Source organism: Psychrobacillus sp. BL-248-WT-3 (assembly GCF_012843435.1).
Taxonomy (GTDB): domain Bacteria; phylum Bacillota; class Bacilli; order Bacillales_A; family Planococcaceae; genus Psychrobacillus.
The window spans coordinates 1-17,795 of sequence record NZ_JABAFC010000007.1; the positions used below are offsets into that span (position 1 = coordinate 1).

18 protein-coding genes, 1 pseudogene and 1 other annotated feature are annotated in these 17,795 nt (G+C 36.1%); of the genes and pseudogenes, 17 read left to right on the plus strand and 2 right to left on the minus strand.

Translation table 11 applies throughout. The annotated features are described in order from the left end of the window. The first annotated feature begins 138 nt into the window (after window positions 1-138). The 6 genes from HF876_RS05745 (at window position 139) to trpA (ending at window position 6,983) form a co-directional block, all read left to right on the plus strand. Window positions 139-2,160, plus strand: a complete 2,022-nt coding sequence (locus HF876_RS05745) for a right-handed parallel beta-helix repeat-containing protein (RefSeq protein WP_169359117.1) — start codon at window positions 139-141, stop codon at window positions 2,158-2,160. 130 nt (window positions 2,161-2,290) lie between these two features. Continuing rightward, window positions 2,291-2,507 (plus strand) — a binding site (T-box leader). A 68-nt stretch (window positions 2,508-2,575) separates the two neighbouring features. Then, window positions 2,576-3,604, plus strand: a complete 1,029-nt coding sequence (gene trpD, locus HF876_RS05750) for an anthranilate phosphoribosyltransferase (RefSeq protein WP_169359118.1) — start codon at window positions 2,576-2,578, stop codon at window positions 3,602-3,604. Then, window positions 3,601-4,395, plus strand: a complete 795-nt coding sequence (gene trpC / locus HF876_RS05755; RefSeq protein WP_169359119.1) for an indole-3-glycerol phosphate synthase TrpC — start codon at window positions 3,601-3,603, stop codon at window positions 4,393-4,395. Before trpD ends, trpC begins: the two co-directional genes overlap by 4 nt. Continuing rightward, a complete protein-coding gene (locus HF876_RS05760; protein WP_169359120.1) occupies window positions 4,392-5,006 on the plus strand; it encodes a phosphoribosylanthranilate isomerase in 615 nt (204 codons plus the stop codon). Before trpC ends, HF876_RS05760 begins: the two co-directional genes overlap by 4 nt. 2 nt (window positions 5,007-5,008) lie before the next feature. Continuing rightward, entirely contained in the window at window positions 5,009-6,202 is a 1,194-nt protein-coding gene (gene trpB / locus HF876_RS05765; RefSeq protein WP_481900279.1) for a tryptophan synthase subunit beta, read from the plus strand. Next, window positions 6,195-6,983, plus strand: coding sequence for a tryptophan synthase subunit alpha (gene trpA, locus HF876_RS05770; RefSeq protein WP_169359122.1), 789 nt, complete (start codon window positions 6,195-6,197; stop codon window positions 6,981-6,983). Before trpB ends, trpA begins: the two co-directional genes overlap by 8 nt. A gap of 139 nt (window positions 6,984-7,122) precedes the next feature. Here the strand turns inward: trpA and HF876_RS05775 are convergent, their stop codons facing one another. Next, window positions 7,123-7,428: a hypothetical protein gene (locus HF876_RS05775; RefSeq protein WP_169359218.1), complete on the minus strand. Its 306-nt coding sequence runs from the start codon at window positions 7,426-7,428 to the stop codon at window positions 7,123-7,125. A gap of 269 nt (window positions 7,429-7,697) precedes the next feature. Here HF876_RS05775 and HF876_RS05780 point away from each other — a divergent pair, with 269 nt between their 5' ends. The 6 genes and pseudogenes from HF876_RS05780 to HF876_RS05805 all read left to right on the plus strand — a co-directional run bounded on the left by HF876_RS05780 (window position 7,698) and on the right by HF876_RS05805 (window position 12,261). Continuing rightward, a complete protein-coding gene (locus HF876_RS05780) occupies window positions 7,698-8,567 on the plus strand; it encodes a GNAT family N-acetyltransferase (RefSeq protein ID WP_169359123.1) in 870 nt (289 codons plus the stop codon). A 69-nt stretch (window positions 8,568-8,636) separates the two neighbouring features. Then, entirely contained in the window at window positions 8,637-9,134 is a 498-nt protein-coding gene (locus HF876_RS05785) for a hypothetical protein (RefSeq protein ID WP_169359124.1), read from the plus strand. 210 nt (window positions 9,135-9,344) lie between these two features. Continuing rightward, window positions 9,345-10,127: pseudogene (locus tag HF876_RS05790) on the plus strand (aminoglycoside phosphotransferase family protein); the annotation flags it as partial. 176 nt (window positions 10,128-10,303) lie between these two features. After that, entirely contained in the window at window positions 10,304-10,897 is a 594-nt protein-coding gene (locus HF876_RS05795) for a lysophospholipid acyltransferase family protein (RefSeq protein ID WP_169359125.1), read from the plus strand. Between the two features lie 101 nt (window positions 10,898-10,998). After that, window positions 10,999-11,418 carry a DUF5391 family protein gene (locus tag HF876_RS05800; protein ID WP_169359126.1) on the plus strand — a complete coding sequence of 140 codons (420 nt, stop codon included), beginning with the start codon at window positions 10,999-11,001 and terminating at the stop codon, window positions 11,416-11,418. Window positions 11,419-11,475: 57 nt separating this feature from the next. Next, window positions 11,476-12,261 (plus strand): DUF4097 family beta strand repeat-containing protein, encoded by a 786-nt coding sequence (locus HF876_RS05805; protein WP_169359127.1) that lies wholly within the window; start codon window positions 11,476-11,478, stop codon window positions 12,259-12,261. Between the two features lie 331 nt (window positions 12,262-12,592). Here the strand turns inward: HF876_RS05805 and HF876_RS05810 are convergent, their stop codons facing one another. Then, on the minus strand, window positions 12,593-13,072 hold the full coding sequence (locus HF876_RS05810; RefSeq protein ID WP_169359128.1) for a GNAT family N-acetyltransferase: 480 nt from the start codon (window positions 13,070-13,072) through the stop codon (window positions 12,593-12,595). Between the two features lie 168 nt (window positions 13,073-13,240). Between HF876_RS05810 and HF876_RS05815 the strand changes: the two genes are divergently transcribed. The 5 genes from HF876_RS05815 to HF876_RS05835 all read left to right on the plus strand — a co-directional run bounded on the left by HF876_RS05815 (window position 13,241) and on the right by HF876_RS05835 (window position 17,790). After that, window positions 13,241-14,140: an aminoglycoside phosphotransferase family protein gene (locus tag HF876_RS05815; protein ID WP_169359129.1), complete on the plus strand. Its 900-nt coding sequence runs from the start codon at window positions 13,241-13,243 to the stop codon at window positions 14,138-14,140. Between the two features lie 94 nt (window positions 14,141-14,234). After that, window positions 14,235-14,681: a GyrI-like domain-containing protein gene (locus tag HF876_RS05820; protein ID WP_169359130.1), complete on the plus strand. Its 447-nt coding sequence runs from the start codon at window positions 14,235-14,237 to the stop codon at window positions 14,679-14,681. A 425-nt stretch (window positions 14,682-15,106) separates the two neighbouring features. Continuing rightward, window positions 15,107-15,694: a hypothetical protein gene (locus tag HF876_RS05825; RefSeq protein ID WP_169359131.1), complete on the plus strand. Its 588-nt coding sequence runs from the start codon at window positions 15,107-15,109 to the stop codon at window positions 15,692-15,694. 207 nt (window positions 15,695-15,901) lie between these two features. Continuing rightward, the gene (locus tag HF876_RS05830) at window positions 15,902-16,858 is read left to right on the plus strand and encodes a tyrosine recombinase XerC (RefSeq protein WP_169359132.1); all 957 of its coding nucleotides are present in this window, start codon (window positions 15,902-15,904) and stop codon (window positions 16,856-16,858) included. 743 nt (window positions 16,859-17,601) lie between these two features. Beyond that, window positions 17,602-17,790: a hypothetical protein gene (locus tag HF876_RS05835; RefSeq protein WP_169359133.1), complete on the plus strand. Its 189-nt coding sequence runs from the start codon at window positions 17,602-17,604 to the stop codon at window positions 17,788-17,790. Window positions 17,791-17,795 lie beyond the last annotated feature (5 nt).

The following is a 17,795-nucleotide window of genomic DNA, read 5'->3' on the forward strand; positions in this document are numbered from 1 at the left end:
AACAGATCCTCCAGCTGTCCGGATCAACTGGAAATTCTATCGGAAAGAGCTCTTATTACTAATATACGAGGGGGGAAGGAAAAGAACATTGATAAGGAATTAGCCTGTAAAAAATAATTTAAAAGGGGAGATATAAAAATGACTAATTATACACCCAAGAAAAAATATTATATTCCAACTAACATTGAAGACAAACTTTCAAAGGATTTCGTTCAAGGAATAACACGTAATTTTGAAATGTTAGATGAAATGGATGGTGGTACAGCTAAGACGATTAAGGCCGACACAACCGGACGGACAATGATTCAAGAATTAATCCAGCTTGCTTTTGATCACGCTAGAGATGGAGACACTTTAATTCTCCCACCAGGACGTTATTGGCTAGAAAAAAACAACAAACTAAAGGATTTCCCCAATAATGACCAGCCATGCCTGCTCCTTAGAGGGAAAAAAAGAGTGCATTTAGTTGGCTACGGTGCAGTGTTGTTTACAAGGACACATGCCCAAGGAATTTTAGAGCTTCAGCAATGTGAGGATTGTGTAATCGAGGGAATCACATTTGAAGGGTATGGGGAATTCCCTGGCATAGATCCAGTAACAGGATATGGGGAAAAAGGAACGAAAGCTGGAGGGTATCCCACGTCTGGTTTTTGGAACTATCGTAAAAATAATAGCTTTGATACAAGCGAGCGCGCAAGAAATGATGGAAAACCTTTTGGAATATTTGGTGGTGGGTTCATCGGGAATGTCGGCAGCGGTGTATTAGTGCATCGTGGCTGCAAAAACGTTCTTTTTAAATCGTGTGAGAGCAGTGGATTTAACTTTTCAGGTTTTGCAATTGGTCATCTGGGAGACTACTTACCAACCGATTTACAATACGAGGATAATAAAGACATTACTTTCCTAGAATGTAATGCCCATGACAATTACTCAAGTAATTTTGTTTTTTCTGCTGTGGAGAGACCACGAGTGATCAATTGTATAAGCGATCGAGCAGGGCATCCGAATGCCTCTAAGCTGCATACGTATGTCGACCCGGGTTATGGAATAAATGCTCTTGGGACTATGTTTCCTAAGGCAAACGACCTTTTAGTGACCGGATGCACCTTAAGGGGAAATAAACGTAAAGCGATTGATGGACATGCAGCAGGTGGCTTAATCGCAACTGATAATTTAATCTCGGACTCCATGGTCGGTGGTGTGTTCTATAAATGGACAAATGTCGATCAGTTTACGAAAGATTGTATTGTTGCAAATAATAAAATTGAAGATTGCGGATATGCTAAAAATCCTCTTGGAGCGATATATGTTGGAGGTGTACAAAGAGAATCAAGAGAAAACCAAGAAATGAATACGATAATCTCAAATAATCATATAAAGAATTGTTTTGGTACAGAAGGTTTGATTTTTGCTGGGGCATTTGATCGACTGATTATCGAGGGAAATATCGTTCATGGAACACCACGGGAATTAGACGTAGCTAACACCACTTTTGAGCCATATGTAATGTATGTTGGATATTCGATTGCTACACAGCCAAACTTTGCTGGTAATATTTCTAATAACGTGATCGATGTAAATCATCCACAAATAGCTGGGGGGATTTTAGTTCGAAATTTGGAGGAAGGCTCTGTTCTAGGTAACACGATTAAAACACAGAATCCATTGACTCTTTACGGCTTAAGATTATGGAACTGTAAGGACGTAGGAGCAGTTGGAAATACGGTCAAAATGGGTCCAGAAGGAATACCTTTGGATGCGGAAACAACAGGGATAGTAGCGCACAACACCTTGTATGGAGGAAATGCTGCATTTCAGCCACTTCAGGGTCATTCAGTTGTCTTTACTATCAATGCAAATAATGGGAATGGTGCCGTGCAATTTAAAAGTGGACAATCTTATATTTCAATCATAGAAAGCAATGAAAAGGGACTAGAGGTTAAGCTTCGAAATACTTCTCCTGGGATTCAGCCAATGGTGAAGGTTTCCCAAACAGGAGAAAAGGGGTTAACTGCTTCCGAGCAATTCATCAATTACATTTACAGCCATCAAATATCTGCACAAAGTATCATTATTGGCATAAAGCCTGACAAAGAGTCTGATCATATACCTTTTGCAAGTATGACACATGGTGGTCTTGAAATTGAAATTATTATTTAGGAACAAAAATAGTTTGACAATTTAAAGTATTCCTATTAACATAGACAATAACTTTTATGTTCGGGTAAAGGCAGAAGGCATTGAGAGCAATGTCGCCAATAGAACAGACGAGTCGAGATGAGTATAGCTGAGAAATTGTTTAAATAAGAGAAGTAGCATCAGTGATGCAATCAAGAGAGTCAGTGGTAGGTGTGAACTGATTTGCAACTGATGTGAATGGACTTATCAGAGCTACCTTGATAACATTTTTGTTTTAGAGGTAGACGTATTTCCTACGTTATAAGGAACAAAGGGGGAGTATATATACTCCAACTAGAGGTGGCAACGCGGTTAACATCGTCCTCTTCATGGGAATTTTTATATTCCTATGGAGAGGATTTTTTTATTTAGCTGAGATGAGACGAGGAGAGATTAGATGAGAGAGTATATTGAAAAGGTTAATAAGAAAGAGCATTTATCATTCGAGGAAATGAAGGAAGCTTCCAGAATTATTTTTGAGGAAAGCACAGATTTAAACTTGATACAGGAATTTTTGATTGTTTTATCTAAAAAAGGAGAAACGGCAAACGAAGTAGCAGCTCTTGCTACGGTAATTAAATCTTTAGCCGTCAAGCTTGATATACCTTCCGGAAATTATATGGATAATTGCGGAACGGGTGGTGACGGATCTAATAGCTTTAATATTAGTACAGCCTCAGCGTTTGTTATGGCAGGTGCGGGTGTAAAGGTAGCTAAGCACGGGAATCGAAAAATCTCCAGTGCATCTGGGAGTACAGATGTATTAGAGGCACTTGGAATAGAACCTATGATTGATATACAAGGTTCTTTAAATATTTTAAAAAATGAAGGCATTACGTTTTTATATGCCCCAATTGTACATCCGAAACTAAGAAGAATCGGACTAGTGAGGCAGCAAATAGGTAAACCAACTATCTTTAATCTCGTTGGTCCACTTACAAACCCAGTTCCACTCAACAGTCAATATACCGGCATTAACCGGTCAGATTTTACGATGGAATATGGAAAGGTGCTGCATATGCTTGGAAGAGAACGAGCCATTGTAGTATGCGGGACTGGAGGTATGGATGAGGCTTCCCTTGTAGGCAGTAATTCTTTCGTGTTAGTAGAAAAGGGTGACTTGATCCCTTTCACCCTTTCTCCTGAGGATGTTGGCCTACCCACATATCCAGCCTCAGCTGTACAAGGAGGAACTGCTCAAGAAAATGCCATGATCATGCGGAACTTGCTTAACGGTAAGCAAAATGCTTATTTTGATAGCGTTATATTTAACGCAGGTATCGGTCTTTTTGCCAATGGAGCGGTTAATAATATACCTGAGGGTGTAAAACTAGCTAAAGACAGCATTCTCTCTGGCAAAGCTTTTGATAAATTGGAGGCGGTTATCGCCTATAGCTCATCAGCAGCGCAGGAGGTAATACTATGACTACGATTCTCGAAAAAATACTTAAAGAAAAAGAGAGCTATGTTAATCAGTTTTTGATGCAAAAAAAACTACCGATATCTAAAAAAGACATTAAAAGATCTTCTCTTTTTGAGCTTTTATATAAGAACAAGCAGCTCCAAGTCATTGCTGAGATTAAACGAGCATCCCCTTCCAAGGGATTAATACAAGGAATGGTAGACCCTGCTCACCAGGCGCTACTTTATCAAAAATCAGGGGCTGCCTGCATATCCGTTTTAACCGATACTCCTTTCTTTCAAGGTAGTTTTGAAGATTTAATGACTGTAGCAGATACAGTAGACATACCGATTTTGTGCAAGGACTTTATCATACACGAAATACAAATTGATTTTGCTAAAAGTGCTGGTGCATCTGTCATTCTTCTCATTGTCGCAGCACTTTCGAAGGAAAAGTTAAAAGATTTATATGCATATGCAGTGTCAAATGGTCTAGAGGTGCTAGTGGAAGTTCATAACGCCCAAGAGCTTGATGTAGCACTTCAATTAGATGCAAAACTTATTGGAGTGAATAACAGAGACTTACATTCATTTGAAGTTCATTTAACTAATACCGCTGAATTGGCAAAGCATTTTCCATTTCAAGAGAGACGGGTGTTAATTAGTGAAAGCGGTATATGGACTACCGAGGATGCCAAAAGAGTTGCGGGCTATGGTGCCAGTGCAGTATTAGTAGGAGAAGCCTTAATGAGAAGCGGTGAGGTGCAGCAGTCTATCCGTAGCTTACAGGTCGAACGGGAAGTGGTTGTCCTATGACGAAGGTGAAGATATGTGGATTGATGGAGAAAACTCACGTCCTTGCAGCAGTAGAAGCCGGCGCCGATGCCATAGGCTTTGTCTTTGCACCTAGCAAAAGGAGAATCACAATAACCCAGGCGCATGAGCTAGCGAAAATAGTTCCAGCAGATGTTTTAAAAATAGGAGTCTTTGTTAATCCGGAGGTAGATGAACTGGAACAAGCAATCCGTGAAGTCCCTCTGGATTATATACAATTACATGGTATTGAGGGATCCGACTTAATAGCGGCTGTTAAGTTTCCCACTATTAAAGCAATTGCTATTAGAGAAGAACAGGACGTTGAGAAAGCGAGTAATTTTGATACAGAATATATGCTTTTTGATGCCCCAGGTACGAATTATATGGGTGGTAGTGGCATGACCTTTGATTGGAAGCTATTAAATGGACACCGAATATCCCCTAATCGAGTAATTTTGGCCGGTGGGCTGAATGTATCTAACGTAAAAGAGGCTATTGAACGAGTAAAGCCTTTTATGGTGGATGTATCTAGTGGAGTTGAGATAGATGGAAAAAAAGATGAGCAATTGATACGTGAATTTATACAAACGGTCAAGGATGAGGAGAGATGAGCATGGTACAAACGAAGGCTGGACGATATGGACGTTTTGGTGGGCAGTATGTCCCGGAAACATTAATGACGGCACTAATAGAATTAGAAAAGGCATACGATTTGGCAATTCAGGATTCAACCTTTATAGAGGAAGTAAATTATTACCTGAAAGATTATGTAGGAAGAGAGACACCTCTCTACTTTGCAGAACGTCTCACGAAGGAAGTAGGCGGAGCAAGGATTTTATTGAAGCGCGAGGATTTAAACCATACAGGTGCCCACAAGATAAACAATACGATCGGGCAAGCGCTCCTGGCCGTTCGGATGGGTAAGAAGAAAATTGTAGCAGAAACTGGAGCAGGTCAGCATGGAGTTGCGACCGCTACCGTTTGTGCATTATTTAATCTAGAGTGTATCGTCTTTATGGGTAAAGAAGATGTTCGTAGACAGCAGCTAAATGTTTTTCGAATGGAGCTACTAGGTGCCAAGGTAGTGTCAGTAGATCAAGGCTCTGGAACCTTAAAGGATGCAGTCAATGAAGCACTTAGGTACTGGGTAGCCAATGTAGAGGACACCCATTATATATTAGGATCTGCCCTTGGTCCTCACCCATTTCCTAGAATAGTTCGCGACTTTCAACGTGTCATTGGTGTTGAAACTAGGAAGCAAATAGTTGAAAAGGAAGGGAAGCTACCGGATGCCATCGTAGCCTGTGTTGGCGGAGGAAGTAACGCCATTGGAATGTTTCATCCATTTATAGACGATATAAACGTCGCTTTATACGGAGTTGAGGCAGCGGGAGAAGGTATCGAAACTGGAAAGCATGCTGCAGCCATTGCAGGCGCTAAAGAAGGTGTACTACATGGTGCGTATATGTATATCCTCCAGGATGATGATGGATTTATACAGGAGGCACATTCTATTTCAGCTGGGTTAGATTATCCAGCAGCTGGGCCAGAGCATAGTTATTTAAACGATATTGGAAGAGTGAAGTATGATGCAGTAAGAGATTCTGAAGCATTAGAAGGATTACAATTACTCGCCAGAACAGAAGGCATTATCCCAGCCTTAGAAAGTGCCCATGCTATCTATTATGCAGCCAACCTGGCTAAAGAAATGAGTCCTGAAGAAACACTAGTTATCTGTCTATCTGGTCGTGGGGATAAGGATGTCCATACAGTAAGAGATGCATTAGGAGGGTTGAATCATGACTAAAAGGAAACTTGAACAGGCAATAGTAAGCTGCTTAAATAATGGACAAAAAGCTTTCGTACCTTACATTATGGCAGGGGATGGGGGTCTAGATAAGTTGAAGGATAGAATTCTATTTCTTCAAAAGGCAGGAGCTACTGCTATTGAATTAGGAATTCCATTTTCAGATCCGGTAGCGGATGGACCAACTATTCAACAAGCGGGCGAAAGAGCTCTTCAAAACGGAGCTACCTTAAAAAATATCATGAGGGAATTAGAGGATTTCTTTCATGAGGTGACTATACCTTTGATTCTAATGACATATTATAATCCTTTATTAAGCTATGGATTAAGTAATTTTGCAAAGGATTGTCATCATCTTGGTATTGGTGGCTTAATCGTCCCTGATGTACCTTACGAGGAAAGTGAGTCTTTACGGACAGTACTTAGTGAAACGGACGTAGCATTAGTGCCACTTGTGTCTTTGACAAGTCCTAAAGAACGTATCAAGAAAATCGTAGATGCTGGTGAAGGATTTATATATGCAGTCAGCATCAATGGCATAACTGGGACTTGGACTGAAATGAATAATAATTTAGGTGAGTACCTCTCTTCTATTAAAGTAATAAGTAATTTACCAGTGATGGTGGGGTTTGGGATATCTACTCCCGATCAAGTAGAAAAAATGACCGAAATAGCAGACGGGGTTATTGTTGGTAGTGCAATTGTAGAGGCATTTAATGAAGGAGATTCTGAGCAAATAAAAAATTTAATAAACGCTTCCAAAAGTAAAATAATTTCTTGAAAAACGTACCATTTAAGCTTAGCAATCCGCTAAAAAACACATCGGATTGCTATTTCTTTCTAAAATGGTTTATGGAAGTTACTTCTTAATATATATCACTGGAGTGGATTGTTCAAAATCTGTAATCAACTTGCCTTTTTTATGAATAGCTGTCTTCTGTTTTACTATAGGCTTCATAAGCAAAGTATCCAAGTAAGAAACCGAACCCAGTTGCCCAAGTGATTGCAGTTAGTAAGGAGATTGGGAAGAATATGTTTAAAAGTACAGCAATTACAAGTCCACTCATCAATCCAAATGGTATTAAACTATCTAATAAAATTTGATCACTTTTTGATTTTTTCTTACCAAGGGTACCGTTTTCATACTTTTTTTTCATTCGGAGTATAACAAATACTACAATTCCTCCGACTATTACAAGAGGTAATAATGAATTAATCATATCCAATGCTATATTCATACTTTAAGCCCCCTTCTTGAAATATCTAATTTATTCCAATTTTAGCACAACATTCACCAATTTTCTAATCATCCACATTTTACACCTTGGAAATTTCTGATTATAACATTGTCTACTCCTCTAAATTAAAGAGGATTTCTAGCCAATATATAGAATTACTGTATTAGGCTCATAATAGGAGCAGGAGAAACTTATAACCCCTTTAAACCAAGCTTCTTTAGTAAGCACTATATTATAACTAGAATAGAGGCAATAACATGTTAGAAATTAATAAGCCAACGAACCTAACAAAGCTTTCAACATTTCTTGAAACACTTAATAATCAACCCATTTCCCATATCGGCTATTGTGGACAAGACGCGGAGGAAATAAAATATACAATACTACATGAGTTTTCTGATTTGGATTTAGAGCACTCCTTTGCGGTAGCCTCTGAGCTAGACACGATTAAAGGTGCTCTTGGCTTTGACATAGATGAGGAAGAGAGAACCATTGAGGTATGGGGACCATTTGTTTTAGAGTCAGAGCAATATAAGGAAATAGCCGATGCCATGTGGAAACACCTGGTTTCAAAGCTGCCTTTTGAAATTAAAACCTTCGAATTCTTTGTCGGTAAGGAAAACTTTCGTACAAGAGAATATATTCGTGAAACTGGCGGAGTGGAAACCGGTCAGCATTTGATCCTAACAGCTAAAAAAGAGAGCTTTTGTTCAAAAAGTACAGAAGTCGTTGAATATGACCATTCTTTTAAAGAATCATTTGAAGCCCTTCACACTGTTACTTTTCCAGAGACCTACTATAATAGTTCAGAAATTTTAAGTAGGTTGGACAAACATAATAGACTAATGGTGGTAGGAGATGGAAATAAAAAAATAAAAGGTTATGTTTATGTAGAGGCAGAGCCTAGTTTTAACGATGGGACAATAGAGTATATAGCAGTTTCTACTGAATATCAGAAACAAGGAGTAGGGACCCAGCTTCTGCAAGCTGCCTTACAATACTTATTTTCCTACGAAAGTATTACGGAAATTACTTTAAGCGTTAGTTCTGGTAACGATGAAGCGATAGGTCTTTATAAGTCATGTGGTTTTGATTTAAAAAGTGAGCTAGTCGCCTATAGGAAGTGATCTTGGGACTTAATAAAGTAAATAAATTTAACTTCCTAATTATGAACATATATTAAAGGGGAATAACAAATGGAATTATACCATTATGTAGGATACCAGCAAGATAGTAATGAATACATCAATCCAGAGCAAGCGATGAAACATGGTTTAAATATTTCTACAAAAACAGGTTCCTATACAAACGGAGGACGCTTGTTTTCTAAAGTAACAGAAAAATATAGACCACTACGTGCACCGACATGGATTGATTTTGGTCAAGCAATAGGAGCAGAATTTACGGAACCTTCCAAGCCTTATTTCAAGTTTCCTATTTTCACTAACAAAATCCTCATTTTTAATAGAGAAATCTCTAGTGATTTGTTTGCTTACATGGAGGACGATTATATGAAAGAAGAAACAGGGGGAGGTTATTTTACTAAGGGGCTCCCTACTAAGGAAACCTTAGTAAAACAATACTGGGAAAGCATGATCAGTATCGAGGATTATTTAGCAAATAGGCCATATGAAAATGCAGAAATCCTAATTTTTATGACAGTTCCACCTGAAATACTTGAGTTTATTGAATAGGTAACTTACATATATATTCAATATGAAAGAAATAAATCTTTGTAGGGGCACTAGCTTTGGTTAGTGCCTTTGCTATTTAAACTAATTTTAGGAAGGGTGCTAATTATGGAGTTTCACAAAATACATTTCCTCCAAAACTACTCGTCTTTCCAACTAATAGAGGAAGGTTACTCAGAGGACGAGAAATAGTGTGTAGATCAAAAATATTTACTTCGTTTATCCAGTAATACAGATCTTCAACAATTAAAAAATCAAGCCGAGCTCACAAATAAAGTACATAAATTAGACCACCATATCCCATGTGTCTATGAGGTTGGGGTTTTAGAGGATAGAAGTTACGTAATTTTAGATTACATAAAAGGCGAAAATGGAGAAATGAAACTTCCTACTCTATCAAAAAAGGTTCAATATCAAGTAGGTATACAGGTTGGAGAAACACTCCGTAAAATGCATAGTATCAAAGCTCCACCTAATACTCCTTGTTGGGAGGAAGTATGGACAAAGCGTATTATAAAATTGACACCTCAATTTCTACCTATAGTAGAGGCAAATCCTGATTATAACTGCATACTTCCTTTTATAGACAGTCAAATTCACCTGTTAAAAGGAAGACCAAGCTGTATTCAGCATTATGACTTTCACACTGGTAATATTTTAATAGATGACGAAAAATTTAGTGGTTTAATCGATATGCAAAAAATTAGATATGCCGATCCAGTCAATGAATTTTATAAGCTTGAATATTTTAATGTACAGGTTAGTAAATCATACTCAAAGGGAGTATTAGATGGATATCATAAGCAAGGGGAAATACCTTCTAGCTTTTGGGAGTTACATCGGTTTTATGCTGCAGTTCATCTAATTTCAGCTGAGGTATGGGGACATCAAGTTGCAATCAAACAAAAAGAAAAGTTCCAAGCATTTACCCGATTTACGTTAGACCAATTTAATAATTTCCAGCTTATAATACCTAAATGGTATACCGATCAATAACTAAAGTGTAGAAGAAGACTGCTCCTGTCATTTAAATATCGTAAGGGAATTTTGCTAGTGCCTGATCACATAGTGAGCAACTATTCTTCTAGTAAATATAAAAATGTCTAGTATTTTTTTATATACTCATCTACAATTGGCACTAGGTACTAATTGTAGATGATAAGGTGGTTAATATGTATAAGTTTGTATTAGGTATAGCTAAAATTATTGTAAGATCTTTTGGTAAAGTAGAGGTATTGCACCAGGATCGTTTGCCAAAAGAAGAGGGGTATATTGTCACATGTACTCATAGAGGGTGGCTGGAAATAGTTATATTAGGAATTGCAGTTCCAAGACCAGTTCATTTTATGGCAAAAAAAGAGCTATTCAATAATAGAATTATCGGTTTTCTGTTACGTAAAATCAATGCGTTTCCAGTAGATCGTGACAATCCTTCACCGAGTACTATAAAAATTCCAGTTAAATTATTAAAAAGCAAGGAAGTAGTAGGTATTTTCCCAAGTGGAACACGCAATTCCGAAGGAGCTCCATTAAAAAGAGGGGCAGTGACGATTGCAAACCTATCTAAAACTCCAATTATTCCAGCTTATTATGAGGGACCTCGTACTTTAAAGGAATTAAAGCAAATGAAAAAAGCTACCATCATATTTGGGGAACCCATTTTTATACAAGTAAAAAACAAAGATGAATTTGCCTTATATACCGAGCTGTTAAATGACCAGACACAATTATTGGCAGAAAAATTTCAAAAAACTAAACATCCATAAATAATCAGACCTAAGGCTTAGTAAACAAAAGCCTTAGGTCTATTTTAGGTCATTCCTACATTTACTATAATTTAGGAAAGGTCTAAAAAGGTGGTGAGTTCGTGAAAAACAATAAAAAGAAGTTAATTATTTGTACAATTTTTTCCGCAATTCTATTTAGTAGCCTCTTAGTTGTGACTTCTTTATCTCCAATGGCTGAAATTGGTGAAAACTCAAATAAGTTTGGAACAACGGGCATGTGGCTAGGTTTAGCATTCTTATTAGTTTGCTATCTAGTGCCCTTACTTTTATATTCCGTCGGTATTTCTTTTATGAAATATATTATGGCTGTTGCATGTGCATTAGGTGCAATTAGCATATTCTTTTTAATCATTGCATTTGTGATTATTGGTGCGATCTATTCGATAGGAATACAGCTATTTATAGCAATAGGAATTAGTATTTTATTGCTGATCGTAAACAGCCGTTGGATGTACCTTGCTTTTATTTCCAAGCCAATAACGCAGAGCGATTATGCTTAATTAATATTTGTTTCAAAACACAGCCCCTTTGACATAGAAGGGATGGAGGGAAAGTATATGAATTTAAAAAGAATAGTATACGTTTGTATAACCATTTTATTGGTTGGAGTTGTTATTAATATTGCCTTTAATGTAAGAGGATTTTATCAAGTAGACGCTGCTAAGGTAACAACCATAACTGAGCAGTTTGATCATGTGGAAGTCACTTCTGACAATGCATCTATTAGTGTATTACCTACGTCTAGTTCGGATGCGTCAGTTGAATATTCATCCAAACAAAACAAAAAAAATCTTTCGGTAAAAGTGAAGGACAATACTCTATTAGTAGAGCTAAAGCAAAAATGGTGGAATAATTTTCGATTTGAAATAAACACGAGTAGTAATAAGCTAATCATTTATTTACCTGAAAAAGAATATGAAGAAATAATGGTGTCTACATCGAATGGCAGTGTGGAAGGGAAGGAGATTAAGGCAAATCAATTTATATTTGAATCTGATAATGGTTCAGTAGAATTAGAAGACATTATTGGTAAAGATGTCTATGCCGAAACGAATAACGGTAAAGTTTTCATGAAAAATGTCGAAGGAAAAATCGAGGCAGATTCAGACAATGGATCCATCACGTTGGATACAAAAACACTAGATCAGCATATTAGCCTAAGCACGGATAATGGTAGCATTGAAGTGAACTCTGATCAGGAGCCTACAAACGCAACCATTACAGCAAGCAATGATTTCGGTGGTATTAATATTTACGGATCCTCTGATAAAACCATCACATATGGCAAAGGCAAGTATCAAATTGAGCTGGATACGGATTTAGGCAGTATATCTGTTAAATAATTTTTATAGAAGATATAATACGAGTGAGAATGGACTTTTATAGTTCATTCTTTTTTAATGGGTAAGGTTTTGATCAAACCTACTAGAGTATAAAAACCTTGCACAGACGTAAATAAATCTTGCGGAGACGAAAGAGAATCTTGCAGAGATGGGTAACAATCTTGCAGAGATGAACTCAAACCTTGCGGAAATGAACCAGAACCTTGCAAAGTGCAAGCAAGAAGCGCTTCACATCAATAGTTACTTGCAAATCAATAGTTGTATGTTCTTACCAGAAAGGTCATAATATTTGATTACATCCACCTTGATATCAGACTACTCGAATTAAAAATTATTCAACTATACTAACAGCCATCTTCCTGCTTACTGTTTCCATTCCAAGACTTTCGTAAAAGGAAATGGCTCCATTATTGAATTCCCACACGTTCAGTTCCAATGTAGTGGCTTCATGGCTTTTTGCCCAATCCAGGCATACATGGAATATTTTTTTGCCAATACCCTTTCTGTTATGCTTGCCTGCCACTCCAAAGTCATTGATATATGCAAATTTTCTTGGAATTAATGAGTCGAACAAAGGAGCTTCTTTAACCTCTAATACCGCAAACCCAACTACCTCATTAGCAAGCCTCGCTATTAATATTTCACTGGATGGATTTGTTAACAACGAATGGAAGTATTCATGCGGCATTACTTGGTCGACCTGTCTAAAAATATTTGGTAAGGCAAGGGAATGTTCGTCATGCCCTTCTTTAACTAATAAATTAATCGAATTAAAATCATCTAAAGTTGCACATTCTATTAATATTTCCATTCTATGTCTCCTACTTATACTATATATTTTAATTTATTTTACTAGAGTGCTATGTTTTTGCAACTCTAAAATTCAAATTTTCTTACTTTATAAAATAAACAAGGAATATAATAGAGAAAAACTAGTTTTTCAAGTATAGGTCAAATAACAATAAAGGATGAAGGCAAAATGAAGTATCCAGCAGCATTTGTAGATAAAATAACAGGAGCTTTCCAAGAAGAAGGAAAGCAATGGCTCAATCGATTACATCTAGTAATAGAAGAATATAAAGAAAAATGGGAGTTGTCGATAGAGGAACCAGTAGACAACTTGTCTTATAACTATGTAATAAACGTAACTCAGCAAGATGGAACACAATCAATTCTCAAAATAGGAGTTCCTAACTGGGATTTTTCTAATGAAATTAACACGCTTATTACATATAACGGAACAGGATGTGTAAAATTACTTCGATATGATTACAAGGATGGGATTATGTTACTCGAAAAACTATCCCCAGGCAATATGCTTTCTGATTTGCCGGAGGAAGAGGCAATTGAGACATATGTTGAGGTATGGAGCAAACTACCAAGAACAGTAAATCCAACATACTCAATGACAGAAATCATTACATGGTTCTCAGGTTTTGACCGTTTTTTGAGGAGTGAGTATGCAGACAAGTATCCTTTGAAGGAATTTGTATTAGAAGCCAAATCTTTTGTTAGCGACTTTATAAACAACAAAGATGAGATATTTCTTTTGCATGGAGATTTGCATCATGAAAACATCCTATTTTCCGACTCACATGGTTGGACAGCTATAGATCCAAAAGGAGTGATAGGTCATCTATATTTTGACTTTACTTCCTTTATGGTCAATCATCTTCCGAAAAATCAGGATGTGAAACAAGTAATACACAACAGAATAAATAAAATTTCTGCTTTATTACATTTAGATAAACAAAAACTAATTAAAGCTAGTTTTATAATGGGAACTTTGAGTGCTTGCTGGGCAATCGAAGATAAGGATCCGAACTGGGAGATATCTTTCATAAGCACTCAACATTTTCGTAGCTTCCTAGTTGAGTAAGTTATTGCTTGAGTTGAATATAGTGTATTACAGAAGGAAATAAGTGGATTTAGGTAGAAATATATTGTTAAGGAAGTGAAAGGAGGAAAACGGCATGGAGTGTAAAACAGTTAAGAAAATTTTTAGAATAGTAGCACAAAGAGGTAATGGAGCTTTTACTAATTTTAATACAGAGGTTCCAAAAGCTGCCCGAAAATTTCTAGTTCGGATAGATGAAATTAAAAATAGTTCCGGTACTGAAATATCTATTTTTGAATCTAAAATAGATAAAAACCATCTGGAAGGTATCTATTATGTAGGAGTAGTAGTTAACCAGACAATAACTGAAATACCACCTGGAATGGATTACATTGAATTAAGCCAAGTATATGTTACTACGAGAGGCAATATAAATAATATCGGGAGCCTGCATAATCAATTATTGAAATGGACGGATAATAAAGGTTATAAAAGGAAATTAGATGATTACATTGTAGAAACCTATCATCCATTGGCAAATGGTGAGGAAGAAGTTGAAATCTACTTGCCAATACATACTTAAATTCTCATTAATGTTAGTCCAGCTATCCACCTTGGTTAGATGAATACTTCTCTTTAAGACACAATAATCTATAACTAAAAACTTACAAATGATATGAACTAACATACTTCAATTAAGAGGCATTGATCCGGAAAGGATTAACGCCTTCTTAAATTGAATTACTTATTGTAGAAACTGGGAAGTTTAGCTCAGTAAGTGTTGCTGTTTTAAAAAGATATCAATTGAAGAAGGAGAAATGTGATATAGAAAAATAGGTATTTTTTTATTTGATTAACTCCTTAGAAAGCATATAAATGTCATAGTTCTCTATTTATTTAGCGTAAAAATTAGTAAATAGATTCTGAAATCCACTTTTTGGAATATACTCGTTTACAAGGTTCTTATAAAGGGAAGCGTCTAAATAAATATAGAAAAGGGGTGTACCAATGAATGCCGCTACACAATATAACGGTTTAGTATTATTAAATGGTTATCTTCAAAGACTATATGTTTTTGAAAAAACAAAAGGTATTCTGAATAATGGTGCTTTTAATGTTGAAAAAATAGATATCATTACTCAACAATTAAAAAAAGTACTAGAAATAGCAGAAGTTTTTAATAGTAAAAAAAGTTTAGATGAGCCTAACAAGAATAGCTTGTTAGAAATCGCCCATATAGCAGAAGAATTATGTGAGGAATATAAAAATGAAATGGTAAAAAGTAACTCGTTTAAGGAAGAACTTGCAGTGACTGCATCAGCAATTTATGCCGAAGAGCATATAAATAATGGAATTATACAAATGGGGGAGTTATTTAATCCAGAAGTAAAAGATCGTTTCATGCAACATATTTTGTATTACAGAGATAGAGTAGCTTTAGTTAATTTCGTAGTTCAAAAAGAATCAGAAGGAGAAGAGATCTTGCAGAAAGATAAGGAGCAAATAGTTACTTGGTATAACCAAACTATACAAAACGCGCAGTATATTTCAAAGGATTTTGACTCTATAAAGGAATATCTACAACTTTCAACTTAGTTTTTCTGAATTTCCAATAAGAGAACAGTTAGGGGTTACTATACGTAAATAATAATTTAAAACGCTCTCAGAGCTAATCTCAAGCGCCCTAATAGATAGCAAACTTTCCAGTAAAAGTAATATAAAACTATAAATTTTAAAAAGGTTCCCAAATTCATATTTGGGAACCTTATTTTGTGATAAAATGGATGTTATGAGGTGAGCGAAATGCAACAAGAAATTCCGAGATTATTAAAGGACTTTTTAGTATATTTGACAACTATTAAAGGGAAATCTCCTCGAACTAGAAAAGAGTACGAATATGATATTAGCCTGTTCTTACGTTTTATAAAATCTTTGGACGAGGATATTCCAGCAAACAAAATAGAAGAAGTAGATATTAAAGATATTCAGATAGATCGAATAAGAGAAGTCACATTAGAGGATCTTTATATGTTTATTGAATTTTGTGAGGTACAGAGAAATAATAGTGCAGCAACTAGAGCGAGAAAGGTTGCAACACTAAAATCTTTTTTCAAATATTTAAAGGGGAAACGAAAATTATTGGAGGATAATCCTGCAGATGAGCTGGAAAGCCCTAAAATCGGGAAAAAGTCTCCTATTTACATGAACCAAGTAGAGGCAGAACAATTTATAGCAGGTATCAAGCGTAACAATCATTACTATAGAAACTACTGCATGATTATGCTGTTTTTGAATTTAGGACTTCGTGTCTCTGAGCTATGTAGCTTAGATCTTAATTCGATACATGATCGAACCCTTCGAATCGTCGGAAAAGGGAACAAGGAGCGCACGGTATACTTAAATAACGCCTGTATGAATTCTATTCAAATGTATTTTGAGAAGGAAAGACCAACGATACAAGGGGCAAAAGAAAATAATGCCTTATTTTTATCTCAAAAAGGAACACGTCTAACAAGACAAACCGTTGCTAAAATAGTGAAGCAGATCAACGTAGACTCTGGACTTAAAAATGATAAAATTACTCCACATAAGCTACGGCATTCAGCTGCAACAATAATGTACAAGCATGGAGCAGATATTAGAAGTCTACAGCATATTTTAGGTCATACGAGCGTTTCCACTACTCAAATCTATACGCATGTGGAAGACAAAGAAATACAACAAGTTTTAGAGAGCAATCCATTCAATCAAATCAATTAGTTACATATAACTTTATTATGTAAACTAAAATCGTTTTAAGAAAGCTACGTTAAGGTTATTGGTAGATTTTAACTTAACATTTCTTTTTATTTCGAGTACAATTTAAATGACTATTAAGAAATAAATAAATTTATGAAGTGTGTTGGAGTCATTTTTACGGCTTTGTTTATACAGTGTTTTATACCAATAGAGCTTTATAAATGAAAGCTGTTCTCCATTTATCGTTCGGGGTGTTAAACGGAGACATAAGCAGGGATGAGGGAGACAGATAAGGATGTCACAACCACGCGCGCAGCGTCCGTTTGGCGCGGAAATCAATTTTACTTCCCGAATAAGAGTACATCTTATATCAACCCTAACCTTTAACATAGCCTAAAGACAAACACTGGATTCTGTTAACTTCTTATCCTTTAGATCGTAATGGAGTAGTGTAATGCATTAGAATCAACACAGAAAAAGTCGAGTCCGATTACATAAGGATTCGATTTTTTCTGTTTTTCTTACAGCTGATAGTCATGGATTAGATTAAAGCGAAGATCCTTATTTTTCTTCTACTACATTTAAAAGGCATCGGTCTTGTGGACAATATAAGAGAAAGGGTACAAAATAACGGTTGTTTTCTTTTTATTTACTTATAATATTATTATGTAAACTAATTGTTCATCCTTTTTTACCGATAACTTAAGTCATTTTTTCATGGACGAATATACTACAACAGGAATATGAAAAGATGAGGGGAAGCAATGAAAATAAGGGACATATATAATCGTTTACTAAAGGGTGAGAAGTTCAAAAACGTTAGTGATATAAAGCTAAACCAATTACCCGTGAAGCATCCAGCAGACTTGGTTGGACCATCGCCAATAATGCAGGAAATGGCTGAAAAGCACTCGAAGCATTTCAAAGAAAAAAATAGAAAGTACCCACTTTAATATAG

Excerpts from the sequence above, each read along its gene's own strand:
- HF876_RS05745 (WP_169359117.1), top strand. The coding sequence starts at position 139 with ATGACTAATTATACACCCAAGAAAAAATATTATATTCCAACTAACATT.
- trpD (WP_169359118.1), top strand. The coding sequence starts at position 2,576 with ATGAGAGAGTATATTGAAAAGGTTAATAAGAAAGAGCATTTATCATTC.
- trpC (WP_169359119.1), top strand. The coding sequence starts at position 3,601 with ATGACTACGATTCTCGAAAAAATACTTAAAGAAAAAGAGAGCTATGTT.
- HF876_RS05760 (WP_169359120.1), top strand. The coding sequence starts at position 4,392 with ATGACGAAGGTGAAGATATGTGGATTGATGGAGAAAACTCACGTCCTT.
- trpB (WP_481900279.1), top strand. The coding sequence starts at position 5,009 with ATGGTACAAACGAAGGCTGGACGATATGGACGTTTTGGTGGGCAGTAT.
- trpA (WP_169359122.1), top strand. The coding sequence starts at position 6,195 with ATGACTAAAAGGAAACTTGAACAGGCAATAGTAAGCTGCTTAAATAAT.
- HF876_RS05780 (WP_169359123.1), top strand. The coding sequence starts at position 7,698 with ATGTTAGAAATTAATAAGCCAACGAACCTAACAAAGCTTTCAACATTT.
- HF876_RS05785 (WP_169359124.1), top strand. The coding sequence starts at position 8,637 with ATGGAATTATACCATTATGTAGGATACCAGCAAGATAGTAATGAATAC.
- HF876_RS05795 (WP_169359125.1), top strand. The coding sequence starts at position 10,304 with ATGTATAAGTTTGTATTAGGTATAGCTAAAATTATTGTAAGATCTTTT.
- HF876_RS05805 (WP_169359127.1), top strand. The coding sequence starts at position 11,476 with ATGAATTTAAAAAGAATAGTATACGTTTGTATAACCATTTTATTGGTT.
- HF876_RS05810 (WP_169359128.1), bottom strand. The coding sequence starts at position 13,072 with ATGGAAATATTAATAGAATGTGCAACTTTAGATGATTTTAATTCGATT.
- HF876_RS05815 (WP_169359129.1), top strand. The coding sequence starts at position 13,241 with ATGAAGTATCCAGCAGCATTTGTAGATAAAATAACAGGAGCTTTCCAA.
- HF876_RS05820 (WP_169359130.1), top strand. The coding sequence starts at position 14,235 with ATGGAGTGTAAAACAGTTAAGAAAATTTTTAGAATAGTAGCACAAAGA.
- HF876_RS05825 (WP_169359131.1), top strand. The coding sequence starts at position 15,107 with ATGAATGCCGCTACACAATATAACGGTTTAGTATTATTAAATGGTTAT.
- HF876_RS05830 (WP_169359132.1), top strand. The coding sequence starts at position 15,902 with ATGCAACAAGAAATTCCGAGATTATTAAAGGACTTTTTAGTATATTTG.
- HF876_RS05835 (WP_169359133.1), top strand. The coding sequence starts at position 17,602 with ATGAAAATAAGGGACATATATAATCGTTTACTAAAGGGTGAGAAGTTC.